13 protein-coding genes are annotated in these 12260 nt (G+C 65.4%); 5 read left to right on the forward strand and 8 right to left on the reverse strand.

The genetic code is table 11. From position 1 onward, the window contains the following. Positions 1 to 51 precede the first annotated feature (51 nt). On the reverse strand, positions 52 to 714 hold the full coding sequence (locus MO486_RS02910; protein WP_242904411.1) for a rhomboid family intramembrane serine protease: 663 nt from the start codon (positions 712 to 714) through the stop codon (positions 52 to 54). Positions 715 to 753: 39 nt separating this feature from the next. Between MO486_RS02910 and MO486_RS02915 the strand changes: the two genes are divergently transcribed. Then, positions 754 to 1359, forward strand: a complete 606-nt coding sequence (locus tag MO486_RS02915; protein ID WP_242904412.1) for a 2OG-Fe(II) oxygenase — start codon at positions 754 to 756, stop codon at positions 1357 to 1359. On the opposite strand, the gene MO486_RS02920 is transcribed toward MO486_RS02915, so the two are convergent. Then, the gene (locus MO486_RS02920) at positions 1356 to 1685 is read right to left on the reverse strand and encodes an MGMT family protein (RefSeq protein ID WP_242904413.1); all 330 of its coding nucleotides are present in this window, start codon (positions 1683 to 1685) and stop codon (positions 1356 to 1358) included. The genes MO486_RS02915 and MO486_RS02920 overlap by 4 nt on opposite strands. 45 nt (positions 1686 to 1730) lie before the next feature. Here MO486_RS02920 and MO486_RS02925 point away from each other — a divergent pair, with 45 nt between their 5' ends. Further along, the gene (locus MO486_RS02925; protein WP_242904415.1) at positions 1731 to 2141 is read left to right on the forward strand and encodes a hypothetical protein; all 411 of its coding nucleotides are present in this window, start codon (positions 1731 to 1733) and stop codon (positions 2139 to 2141) included. A 187-nt stretch (positions 2142 to 2328) separates the two neighbouring features. Here MO486_RS02925 and MO486_RS02930 read toward each other — a convergent pair whose 3' ends face one another. Continuing rightward, complete coding sequence (locus tag MO486_RS02930; protein WP_242904417.1) at positions 2329 to 3450, reverse strand: inorganic phosphate transporter; 1122 nt, start codon at positions 3448 to 3450, stop codon at positions 2329 to 2331. A 10-nt stretch (positions 3451 to 3460) separates the two neighbouring features. Next, complete coding sequence (locus MO486_RS02935; protein WP_242904419.1) at positions 3461 to 4087, reverse strand: pit accessory protein; 627 nt, start codon at positions 4085 to 4087, stop codon at positions 3461 to 3463. 237 nt (positions 4088 to 4324) lie between these two features. Between MO486_RS02935 and MO486_RS02940 the strand changes: the two genes are divergently transcribed. Beyond that, complete coding sequence (locus MO486_RS02940; protein ID WP_242904421.1) at positions 4325 to 5641, forward strand: hemolysin family protein; 1317 nt, start codon at positions 4325 to 4327, stop codon at positions 5639 to 5641. Then, complete coding sequence (locus MO486_RS02945) at positions 5631 to 6266, forward strand: exopolysaccharide biosynthesis protein (protein WP_242904423.1); 636 nt, start codon at positions 5631 to 5633, stop codon at positions 6264 to 6266. Before MO486_RS02940 ends, MO486_RS02945 begins: the two co-directional genes overlap by 11 nt. Here the strand turns inward: MO486_RS02945 and MO486_RS02950 are convergent. The 3 genes from MO486_RS02950 to MO486_RS02960 form a co-directional block, all read right to left on the reverse strand. Continuing rightward, positions 6263 to 8416, reverse strand: a complete 2154-nt coding sequence (locus MO486_RS02950) for an EAL domain-containing protein (protein WP_242904425.1) — start codon at positions 8414 to 8416, stop codon at positions 6263 to 6265. The genes MO486_RS02945 and MO486_RS02950 overlap by 4 nt on opposite strands. Beyond that, on the reverse strand, positions 8413 to 9324 hold the full coding sequence (locus tag MO486_RS02955) for a phosphate/phosphite/phosphonate ABC transporter substrate-binding protein (protein ID WP_242904603.1): 912 nt from the start codon (positions 9322 to 9324) through the stop codon (positions 8413 to 8415). The genes MO486_RS02950 and MO486_RS02955 overlap by 4 nt, the downstream gene beginning before the upstream one ends. A 108-nt stretch (positions 9325 to 9432) precedes the next feature. Continuing rightward, positions 9433 to 10233, reverse strand: a complete 801-nt coding sequence (locus tag MO486_RS02960) for an RNA methyltransferase (RefSeq protein WP_242904426.1) — start codon at positions 10231 to 10233, stop codon at positions 9433 to 9435. A 90-nt stretch (positions 10234 to 10323) separates the two neighbouring features. Between MO486_RS02960 and MO486_RS02965 the strand changes: the two genes are divergently transcribed. Further along, positions 10324 to 11142: an inositol monophosphatase family protein gene (locus MO486_RS02965; RefSeq protein ID WP_242904427.1), complete on the forward strand. Its 819-nt coding sequence runs from the start codon at positions 10324 to 10326 to the stop codon at positions 11140 to 11142. Between the two features lie 158 nt (positions 11143 to 11300). Here MO486_RS02965 and secF read toward each other — a convergent pair whose 3' ends face one another. Then, positions 11301 to 12251 carry a protein translocase subunit SecF gene (gene secF, locus MO486_RS02970; protein WP_242904428.1) on the reverse strand — a complete coding sequence of 317 codons (951 nt, stop codon included), beginning with the start codon at positions 12249 to 12251 and terminating at the stop codon, positions 11301 to 11303. Between the last annotated feature and the right edge of the window lie 9 nt (positions 12252 to 12260).

A 12260-nucleotide genomic window follows, 5' to 3' on the forward strand; every position in this document is an offset into this window, starting at 1 on the left:
AGGACAAAATCTTGACGCGATTGTCCAATGGGTAGCGCTGGGCTCCGCGGCCTAGCGCACGATCCGCGGCCGCGGTGGTCCGCGTTTGCCGAACGGCGGTTGCCCACGCCAGTAACGGATCAGCAACCACCCGAACAGCATGCCGCCCAGATGGGCGAAATGCGCCACGGTCGATTGCGTCCCGGTGATGCCGAGCAGCAATTCGATCGCGCCGTAGACGATCACCAGCGTACGCGCCTTCATCGGGATGGGCGGGATCAGCAGCATCACGCGCTGGTTTGGGAACAGCATGCCGTAGGCGAGCAGCAGGCCAAACACACCGCCTGATGCGCCGATGGTGGGATACGCACCGCCGCCCTGCGACACCGCCCAAGACGCGACAGCCAACTGGCACAGGCCGGCGCCGATCACGCAAGTGAAGTAATAGGTGGCAAAGCGACGATTACCCCAGGTGTATTCCAGCGGCGCGCCGAACATCACCAGCGCGAGCATGTTGAACGCGAGGTGGGCGAAGCCGCCGTGCAGGAAACCGTAGCTGACCAGCTGCCACGGCAGGAAGGTCTGCATCGACGCATAGGGATCGACACCACTGTCGCCCAGGGGCCACAGCATGAAGGGTGCGAAGGTCATGTCGCCGAGCAGCTGTTGCAACACGAAGGCGATGCCATTCGCGATCAACAGCGCCTTGGTGACGGGCGGCAGGTTGGAGAACATCGGGGGAGCACCTCATGGAAGCGCGGATATGATAGCCGCATGCCCGCCCTGCCCGTGGTCGCCCCCGACGCCGATGCCATCGCAATGGCGTTGCACGCGCACGGTGCCTGCTACATGCCAGCGTTGCCGGACGTGGTGCTGGCTGCGGCCTTGCGTGCCGATCTACTGCGCCTGCGGAATGAAAACGCGCTGGACGCAGCCTCGGTAGGGCGCGCCGACAGTCATGCCCTACGGCGGGAGATCCGCGGCGACGCCACGTTATGGCTGGACGATGCGCGTTGCGGCGAAGCGGCCAGCGCCTACCTCGCCACGCTGGATACGCTGCGGGTCGAACTCAACCACCGCCTGTTCCTCGGCCTGGACGAAGTCGAAGCGCATTACGCCGCGTATCCCCCAGGCGCTGGCTATACGCGCCACCGCGACCGCTTCCACGACGATGATGCACGCGTGTTGTCGATCGTGACCTACCTCAATCCGGACTGGCGCGACGACGATGGCGGCGCGTTGCGGCTGTATCGCGACGACGGTGTGATCGACATCGTCCCGCGCAGCGGCAGCGTCTGTTTCCTCAGCGAACACGAGCACGAAGTCCTGCCGGCACGGCGCGAACGTTTCAGCATCGCGGCCTGGTTCCGTCGCCGTTAGCGCGGCCGCCACAACTCCGCATCGAGATCGAGTTCGCGCGGCAGCCGGACCCGGCCCTTCTCCACGATCACGCCTTCCGCGCGCAGGCGTTGGCTCTGTTCACGATGGCCTTTCGAACCTTCGGGAAACGCGATGCGACCATCCGAACGCAACACCCGATGCCACGGCAGCTTGGGATCGGCGTTCTCGCTGAGGATGCGCGCCACCATCCGCGCCCTGCCAGGCAGGCCGGCGCGTTGCGCGATGTGCCCGTAGCCTGCAACCTGGCCGCGCGGAATCGCGCGGATCGCGGCGAGGATCTTGTCGACGGCAGACAGTTCGACCATGGGGGATTAGCATAGCGGGCATCCTAGGAAGGATTTGGTACCACCATGCAGAACTTCGAGCAGATCCGCACCCATCTCGCCAGCTCCGATTATCGCGTCAGCATGCAGGATCCGTACGTCCTGTGCGTCGAGCTCTCGCTGGAACAAGGCACGCGCCACCAGGCAATCTTCCTGTCGGAGATGCAGGACGACGACGGCCGCGATTACCTGCGCGTGAGCACCGCGGTGGCGCCGACGACCGGCCTCGACGCCAAGCGCGCGCTCGCGTTCAACTGGGAAAGCCGCGTCGGCTACCTCGCCATCGGCGAACTCGATGGCGTGCCTTATCTGCAGCTGTGCGAGAACCGTCCTTACGACAGCCTCAACGCCGCCGAGGTCGATCGCCTTGTCCTCGAGATCGGCGGTCTCGGCGATCGCATGGAGCGGATGCTGTCGGCAGGTGGGGATTTGCTCTAACTCTTTTCCCTTCTCCCGTCGGGAGAAGGTGCCCGAAGGGCGGATGAGGGGCGGCGAAGCGACGATGCTGGCACTGCAGTACCGCTTCAACAGTCGCGTGCAGTTGTCCTCGAACCAGCCCGTCCACTCGGCATTCTCGCTTCGCCCCCCTCACCCCAACCCCTCTCCCGTTGAGAGAGGGGCTATGTCACGCCCAGCCGAGGGCTTCAAACAGCCGCAGCAAGCCGTAGGCGATGCCGCCCGCAGCGGGGATCGTCAGGATCCACGCCCAGATGATCCGCTCGATCACCGTGAACTTCAGCGCGCGCGGATTCTTGGCGAAGCCCACGCCCATGATCGCAGTCGAGATGCTGTGCGTGGTCGAGACCGGCATGCCGAAATGCGCAGCGGTGGTGAGGATGGTGGCCGAGGCCGTTTCCGCGGCGAAACCATGGATCGGATGCAGCTTCACCATCTTGTGGCCGAGCGTCTTGATGATGCGCCAGCCGCCCGCGGCGGTGCCCGCCGCCATCACCAGCGCGCAGGTGATGATGATCCAGAGATCGATGTCCTTTTCGCCACCATCCGGACGCATGAAGGCGAGCCACGACGGCAGGTGCTCAAGCGCGCCTGAGGACTGCGCGCCGAAGATCGACAACGCGATGATGCCCATGGTCTTCTGCGCATCGTTGGTGCCATGGGCGAAGCCCATGTAGGCGGCCGAGGCGAGCTGCGCCTTGCCGAAGAACGCATTGACCCAGCGTGGCCGTGCAAGTCGGGCGATCTGCCCGCCGATGCGCGACATCCCCGCGATGATCGCCCACAGCAGCACCATGATGCCTACGCCCAGCAGGAAGCCCGCGATCGGCGAACTGATCATCGGGATGAACACCTTCCACAACAGGCCCTTGTTACTGGTCCAGCCAGCGTCGCCGGCCTTGGCCCAGATTAGCGCAGCCCAGTCGTTGTGCGCGGCTGCGAGCGCGGCGCCGCAGAGGCCGCCGATCAGTGCATGCGAGGACGAGGACGGCAGGCCCAGCCACCAAGTGATCAGGTTCCAGGTGATGCCGCCAGCCAGAGCGCACAGGATCACCTGCGAGGTCACGTTGACGACCTCGGTGTCGATCAGGCCGGAAGCAACGGTCTTGGCCACCGCGGTTCCCGCGAACGCGCCGATCAGGTTCATCGTCGCGGCGAGGATCACCGCCTGGCCGGGCGAGAGCACCTTGGTCGCGACCACGGTGGCGATGGAGTTGGCGGTGTCGTGGAAGCCGTTGATGAACTCGAAGACGAGTGCGGCAAGGATCACCACCAGCACGAGGGTCAGCATGACCGCGACCTCAGCTGTTCTTCAGCGCGATCTGGTAGGCGACCACGCCGGCTTCGCGGCAGCGGTCGATCGCCTTTTCCAGGATCTCGAAGAACTCCTTAAGGAGGAACATCTCGCCGGCGTCGAGGCGGCCGGAGTAGATGTCCCGATGCAATTCGAGGATCAGCCGGTCGGCCTCGGCCTCGAGCACGCGCAGGCGGTCGTTGAGCGCCTTCATCGGCTCCAGTCGTAGCTGTGGCAGTTCCTTCACCATCTCGACGACCACGCCGGCGGCCTGTTCCAGCATCGACGCGCGCGGCGCGAAATCGATGCCTTCGAGTCGGTGCCTGGCCAGCGCATAGCGGTCGGCGAAGCGCTCGACCTGCTTCGGGATCTTGTACAGCGCCGAACCCAGGGCCTCGATGTCCTCGCGCTCGATCGGGGTGATGAAGCTGTCGACCAGCGCCTGGCTGATCTTGTCGGCAGCCACCCGCTCGCGTTGCCGCGCCAGCTTGAACAGGTCCAGGCTGGGCGTGCGCTCCGGCGCCTTCAGCATCTCGTGCAAGGCCTTGGTGCTGTCGTGCGCCGCCACGGCCGCGTCATTGAGCAAGCCATAGAACTGCTTGCCCTGGCCGAAAATCGTCTGCAGGGAGAACATCGCGGAGGCCTCGCCGGGAGTTAGGTACGGGTGCGGGGCGGGATTATGACGGTTTGATGTCATCCTGCCCACGCCCGACCGCCGAGACGGCGGCCAAAAGGACGGCTGTTATGATGCAGCTGCGCCCCGGCGCCATTCCATGGACGACGACCCTAGCCCCTGCCAGTCTGCACATGACGCCAACGAAGGCGCCGTGATGCTGCCCGCCTCCACCCCGCTACGGACGGAACCGCCCGCGTGCTGGAACTGCTGATCGTCCTCGCCCTGATCGCGCTGAACGCCTTCTTCGCACTATCGGAGATGGCGCTGATGACCTCGCGCAAGCTGCGCCTGAAGCAGCTGGCCGAGCATAGCCGCGGCGCGCGCAAGGCCCTGGCCCTGGCAGAACACCCGGACAACCTGCTGTCGACTGTGCAGGTCGGCATCACCCTGATCGGGGTGCTGACCGGTGTGTTCGGCGGCGAATCGATCGGGCTGATGGTCGCCAACTGGATCGACGGCATGTGGCCGCAGGCCCGGGAATACGCCCGCCCCATCGGCATCGGCACCGCGGTCACCCTGATCACGGCCGCGCAGGTGATTTTCGGCGAGTTGATCCCGAAGCGATTGGCGCTGACCAATGCCGAACGCATCGCGAGCGTGATCGCCATTCCGCTCGATGCCCTCGCCCGCGCCGCCAAACCGATCGTGTTCACGTTGGGCGCGATCAACCGACTGGTGTTGCGGATGCTCGGGATCAAGGACGACGCCCGCAGCGCGATCACCGAAGAGGAAATCCACCTGCTGGTAAGCGAAAGCCACGAGCAGGGCGTGATCGACGCCGACGAACGCAACATGATGAACCGTGTCATGCGCCTCGGCGATCGCACCGCCGAGAGCCTGATGACGCCGCGCATGCGCATCACCTGGCTGGACGGGGCGGCAAGCTTCGAGGAGAACCTCGAAACCATGCGCGAGACGCCGTACTCGCGTTATCCGGTTTACCGCGGCAGCGACGCCGACGTGATCGGCGTGCTTGAAGTCAAAACGCTGCTGGACGAACTCGGCAAGGGCGAGCCGGACCTGTTCCGCGACATCCGTCCCGCGCTGTTTGTATCCGAATCGACGTACGCGCTGAAGCTGCTGGAAATCTTCCGCGAAGAACAGCAATCGCTGGCGCTGGTGGTCGACGAGTACGGCGAAATCCAGGGGATGGTCACCGTCACCGACCTGATGGGCGCGATCTTCGGTCGCCTGCAGACCAGCGAGAGTGCCGACGCCGAACCGATGGTGATCGAACGCGATGATGGTTCATTGCTGGTCGACGGCGCGATGGCGATCGACGATCTGCGCGAACTGCTCGGCGGCGTCGCGCTGCCGGAAGAGGATGAGTACGACTATCACACGGCCGCCGGCATGACGATCGCGCGTTTCGGGCGCATTCCGCATGCAGGCGAGCATTTCGACTGGGGCCGATGGCGCATCGAAGTCGTCGACCTCGATGGCCCGCGCGTCGACAAGCTGCTGCTGCAACGTATCGACACGGAGCGCGACGACGCTGATGATGAAAGCTGATCCATCGCGCCCACGCCGCCCACGCGAGGCCGGCACGCGGGCCATCCTCGACAGCTTCGCCGAGGGCAACCCCGACGACATCCTCACCCTGCGCGAACTGCTCGCCGGCCTCGGCCGCCGCGCCTTCGGCATGCTGCTGTTCGTCTCCGCCCTGCCCGCTTTCATCCCGATTCCGATCGGCGGCGCGATCAGTGGTCCGCTCGCCATGTTGATCGGGGCACAACTGCTGATCGGCCTGCGCAAACCGTGGTTGCCGGAATTCCTCGCCAAACGCGGTCCGCATCGGCAAGCACTGCGACGTTTCGACAAGCTGATCTCGCCCTGGCTTGGGCGTCTCGAACACCTGATCAAACCGCGCCTCACGCTGTTGCTCGATCACCGCATCGCCACCCTGCTCACCGGCCTGTTGCTGGTGCTGCTCGGTGTGCTGACCTCGCTGCCGATCCCGTTCACCAACTTCGTGTTCGGCGGGCTGCTGTTGCTGTTCGCGTTGGCACTTCTGGAACGCGACGGCGTGCTGATGGCTGTGGCCTGGGTCGCTGGCAGTGCAGCGGTCGTGACGTTCGGGTTCCTGTCCGGCAATCTCGCTGCACTACTTGCGCAGATGCTGGATCGATTCTTCTAGTTCCTAGTTTGCAGCTGCTGCGCCCCGGCCAGCAGCAAACTGAACTCCTGCACGTTCACCGGGTGCCCCAGCCAATACCCTTGTGCAAGATCGCAGCCGCGCTCGCGCAGGATGGCGTACTGGCCTTCTTTCTCGACGCCCTCGGCGATCACCGTGATCCCGAGCGAATGCGCCATCGCGATGATCGCCGTCGTCAGGGCCAGGTCGTCCGGATCACGCAGCACGTCGGCGATGAAGCTGCGGTCGATCTTCACGCCGTCGACCGGCACTCGGCGCAGGTGGCTGAGGCCGGAAAAGCCAGTGCCGAAGTCATCCAGCCATACTTTCACGCCGCTGTTGCGCAGGCGCGCCAGGAGGCTGCTGGCGTGCAGCTCGTCACCGATCACCGCCGTCTCCGTGAGCTCCACGTGCAGGCATGATGGGGGCAAGCCGCTTTCTCTCAGGCAGGCTTCGACCACCTGCGGCAGGTCGCCGCTGCGCAGCTGCCGCGGCGAGACGTTGACCGAAACAAACAAGGGTTCGGCATTGCTACGCATCTGCTGCCAACGCACAGCATCGTTGCAGGCGGTGCGCAGCACTTGCAGGCCGATCGTCTCGATCAGGCCGCTCTGCTCGGCGACATCGATGAACACCGACGGCGCGATCGCGCCGTGTTCCGGATGCTGCCAGCGCAACAGCGCTTCGGCGCCAACGAGTTGGCCATCGGCGAGGCGGTACACCGGCTGGTAGGCAAGGCTGAGTTCACCGCGTTCCCAGGCGCCGCGGAGCTCCTGCTCCATGCGCACACGCCGCTCCACCGCCTGGTCCATCGCGCGACTGTAGAAGCGATAGCAGTTTTTGCCAGCCACTTTTGCCTGGTACATCGCGATGTCGCCGTTTTTCATCAGCATCGTCGACCCCGACGCATCTTCCGGGAACAACGTGATGCCGATCGACGTGCCGAGGAACACCTGGCGATCGTGAACCAGGATCGGCCGACTCAGTTCGGCCACCAGAGTTTCGGCGAGGTGGCTGGCAGCGGTGCGCACGTCGCCGTCGGCCTGGCCCTGCAGGAGGATGACGAATTCGTCGCCGCCGAAACGCGCCAGCACCGCATTCTCACCGCCGATGCGTTCGACCGTTTCGCGGATGCGATTGGCGAACTGCACCAGCACGTCGTCGCCGGCATCGTGGCCAAGGGTGTCGTTGACGCGCTTGAAGTCGTCGATGTCGGCGAACAGCAAAGCCAACTGCCGGCCGGCCCCGCGCAACTGCAACAGGCGCTGGTCGAGGTTTTCGCGGAACGCAAGGCGATTGGCGAGGCCGCTCAATGCATCGGTGTAGGCCATGCGACGAATGTCGCGGTCGTGGCGCGCGACGCTGTGGCTCATGCGCCCGAATGCACGCACGAGATCGCCGACTTCGTCGCTGCGGTTGCTGACCGGGGTGTCCGTCTCGAAATTGCCAGTCTCGATTTCGCGCGCAGCGTGCGCGAGCTGCCGGATCGGCCGCACCAGCGCTCGCTGCATCAGCCACACTGCGGTTACACCGAGTGCCAGAAGTGCCCCGCCGAGCAGGGTGATCCAGCCGAGATGGCGCTGGCTGATGATGTCCAGGCGACCGGTCATGCTCTGGGTGGCGCGATCTTCGTCGCTGCGCATCGATGCCAGCGAGTAACCGACGCGCACGCCACCGAGGCGCTGCCCGCCGATCATGATCGGGCTGGCGATGTCGACCACATGCTCCGACACCTGCGTGTGCGGTGCGCGTGCGGCGATCACTTCAAACGCGAACGGATCGCTCATCGGCCGACCGTAAGCCGGGATGTCGCCGGAACCGTCGTGAACGATCCTGCCCTGCGGATCGAACACCAGCACATAGCTCACGTCAGGTTGGCGCAACGTGGTGCGCGCGATGCTACCGATCGCGTCGAGGTCCGAGTAATACAAGGGGTTCGTCAGCGTGTCGGCCAGCTGCGCGACCGCATATTCGCCACGGCGCCGCAGGCGCTCGAACACCAAGTCATGCATCGAGCCGCGTGCCAGGCTGGCGACTTCACCCTGCATCGTGTTCTGGCGCTGCCACATCAGGCTGACTACGGTCAGTACGACCAGCAACATCACGATCATGCCCGCGATGAACTTCGTCTGCAGGCTGAAGCGCAGGTTCATTCGACTTCCGCGTGCACGCGCTGCACGCCTTTGCCGATGTGTTCCAGCGCATGCCGCGCCGTAGTGTCGATCGGCAGGAACCGGGTGGTCTTGAAGAACCGCAGCAGTGCCTCGCGCGCATCCGGGTCGTTGGCAGCCTCGATCAGCACCTGGCGCAACCGCGCCTCGACCTTCGGATCGAGATTCCCACGCACCATTTCCAGCGCGCGCGGGTAGTCGGGAGTTTCGCGGATAAGAATGAAGTCGCGGCGGAACGCCAGTGGCACGCGTTGCGGGTTCTGCCAGTCGAGGTTGCTCATCACCCCGACATCGACCAGCCGCTTGTGCACCCAGGTGGCGATGTTGAGCTCGGATCGCGCAAACAGGTAACCGACCGAGCCCGATGCCGGCCGGTCCATTGGCGAGAGCAATATCTCGAGCGTCAGGCCTGCGCCAATCAGCTCGCTTGCAGGCACGTAATAGGCACTGGTCGACAACGGATTCTGGAAGGCCACGCTGCGGCCGCGCAGGTCGGCCAACGAGCGGATGCCACTGTCGCGGCGAGCGAAGAAGACGGTGCGGTAGCGGCTGACGCCGTCGCGTTCGGTCAGCAGCAGCGGACGCGCGCCCGAGCCCTTCTGCAACAGCATGGCGGTGCCGGCGGTTTCGGTGACCCAGTCGACGCGACCGCGGCGCAAGTAGCTGTTCATCTGCTGCGCGTCGCGCGCCATCAGGATCCGGCCCTCGCGGATGCCGACGTTCGCCATCCGCGGCACGACGTAGTCGAGCAGCGGCTTGAGTTGTTCGTAATGGGCCTTGGGATCGTCGCTGATGCGGCCGATCACCAATACGTTGGAGTCGTCGGCGGTCGCAGCCTGCAGTGGGGTCGGTGCCAGAGCGGCAATGGTCGCCGCAGCCAGGACCAGCATCACTGCGGCGAAACAACGATGGAACGCGGCCAAATCGAGAACCCGAGGTCGGAAAACGCCAGCGGAGCCTAACCCACTGGACGGGGGATGGGGAACCGGATGACCGCCCTAGTCCGGTCCCGGTTCGGCCCGGCCCGCCAGCATCGCCATCCGCTGCGCATCCGCCAGCACCCCGCGCAACAGCCGCACTTCGGCGCTGTCGAGCCCGGCCCGCAGGTACAGCCGGCGCAGCTTGCGCATCGCCGATTCGGGGGCGCGGCCCTTGTGGAAATCGATCGCGTCGAGGGTATCGGCCAATTGGCCGAAGAAGCCCTCCAGTTCGGCATGCGACGCCGCGCCTTCCCGCGCCGGCGTCGCGGTGACCGGGGGCGTGCCTGGCGAGCGAGCGGCGGCCAGCGCGGTCGTGCGTAGCTCGTAGCTGAGCACCTGCACCGCTGCGGCGAGGTTGAGCGAGCTGAACGCCGGATCGGACGGGATGTGCACGGCAGCGTGGCAGAGCTGCAGCTCATCGTTGTCGAGGCCAGTGCGCTCGCGCCCGAACACCAGCGCGACCTCGTCGCTACCGGCCACGGCCACCGCCTGCGCCGCGGCTTCGCGTGGGGACAGCTGTTCCAGCTGGACCCGGCGGTTGCGCGCGGTGCAGCCGAGCACCAACCGGCAATCGGCCACCGCTTCGGCCAGGGTCGCGAACACCGGCGCGGCGGCGATCAGATCGTCGGCGCCAGCCGCCATGGCCATGGCGTCGCGGTCGTCTGGCGTCTTTTCCGGGGCGACCAGCACCAGCCGCAGCAGGCCCATGGTCTTCATCGCCCGCGCCGCGGCGCCGATATTGCCGGGGTGCTGGGTGCCAACCAGGACGATGCGCAGACGTGAAGCAGCGGCTTCGAAGCCAGTGGAGTCGGTACTCATGGGCGTGAATGTTAAACTCCGCGCCCCGGCCACCGCGCCGGGTCGCTCTTTTCCCCCGTCGTCCCCACCCGCGCCCGGAGTCCGTCGCGTATGCAAAAGCCTGCCGTCACCATCATGGTCAAGGCCGCCCGTGCCGCTGGAAACGTGCTGTTGCGCCACATCAACCGGCTCGACGCGCTCAATGTGGTGGAGAAGGACCGGTACGACTACGCCAGCGAAGTCGACGGCCTGGCCGAGGCCGAAGTCGTCAAGGAACTCAAGCGCGCGATGCCCGACTGCGCCATCCTGGGCGAGGAAAGCGGCGCTTCGGGCAAGGGACGTTTCACCTTCGTCATCGATCCGCTCGATGGCACCAGCAACTACCTGCGTGGCTTTCCCCACTACTGCGTGTCGATCGCGCTGGTCGAGAACGGCGAGCCGATCCACGGCGTGATCTTCGATCCGCTGCGCAACGAGTTGTTCACGGCCAGCCGCGGCAGCGGTGCCCAGCTCAACGAGCGCAAGCTCCGCGTCTCCGAGCGCAAGGACCTGTCCGGCGCCATGCTCAATACCGGCTTCCCCCCGCGCGAACGCGCGCGGGTTGGCGCGCAACTCGAGTGCATCCGCGAACTGCTGCGCGACGCCGAGGACATCCGCCGCACCGGCTCGGCCGCGCTCGACCTCGCCTACGTCGCCTGCGGCCGCAGCGACGGCTATTTCGAAGCCGGGGTCCAGCCTTGGGACATCGCCGCCGGCGTGCTGCTGGTGCGCGAAGCCGGCGGACGCGTTTGCGACTTCCGTGGCGCCGCCACCGGGCCGCTCGATGCACGTGGCATCGGCAGCCGGCAGTTGATCGCGGGCAACCTCAAGCTGAGCGAGGCGTTGCAGAAGACGATCGTGTCCTCGGGTTACGCCGCCGCGTTCGCCTGACCCACTGCTCTTGCTTGCTTTCGTAGGAGCGGCTTATAGCCGCGAGCTGTCGCTCCGTATAAAAGCTCGCGGCTATAAGCCGCTCCTACACGGGCAACAACCAGGCAACAAAAAGGCCGCGCATTGCGCGGCCTTTTTGCTTGCGGCTAGCGGACGACTTACGGCCGCCGTGCCAACGCGGCTTCGTCGCGCGCCTTCGGCATCAGGTCCTGCTTGCTCACGCCCAGCCACAGCAACAGCGGGCATGCGACGAAGATCGAGGACAGCGTACCGATGACGATACCGATCATCTGCGACTCGGCCATGCCCTTGAGCGAACCACCGCCATACAGGTACAGCGCCAGCACGGTCAGGAACGCGACGAACGAGGTGATCACCGTGCGCGACAGGGTCTGGTTGATCGCCCGGTTGAGCACGGCCATCGGTTCTGCACGCACCGAGCGGAAATCCTCGCGCACGCGGTCGAACACGACGATGGTGTCGTTGATCGAGTAACCCATCACCGACAGCACGCCGGCCAGCACGGTGAGGTCGAATTCATGGCCGGTGAGCGCGAACCAACCCGCGACCACGACCACGTCGTGCAAGGTGGTGATGATCGCCGCCACCGCGAATTTCCATTCGAAGCGGAACGAGATGTAGATGAGGAAGCCCAGCACCACGAACAACAGCGCGTAGACGCCGTTCAGCGCGAGTTCCTTGCCGATCTGCGGACCGACATAGCCACTCTTGAGGCGCTGTGCGGGGTTGTCGCTGGTGGAAACGATGCGGACGACTTCCTCGGCGATCTGGCTGCTGTCGCCCTGGCTGACGCCCGTCTTGGGTTGCAGGCGGACCAGCAGGTCGGTGCCGGTACCCAGGGTTTGTACCTGGGCGCTCTCGTAACCGGCAGCAGCCAGGCGCGAACGCACGGCGTCGACCTTGACCGGCTGGGCGAAGCGCAACTCCACCGAAGTGCCACCGGTGAAGTCGAGGGCGAAATTGAAGCCGTTGGCGAACATCGCACCGATGCCGACGAACATGATCAACGCCGCGACCGCCAGCGAGATCCAGCGCAGGCGCATGAAGTTGATGGTGCTGTCGTACGGGAACACGTTGAAAGGTTTCATGGCTGTGCT

Origin of the sequence: Lysobacter sp. CFH 32150, assembly GCF_022758295.1 — a bacterium.
Lineage (GTDB): Bacteria > Pseudomonadota > Gammaproteobacteria > Xanthomonadales > Xanthomonadaceae > CFH-32150.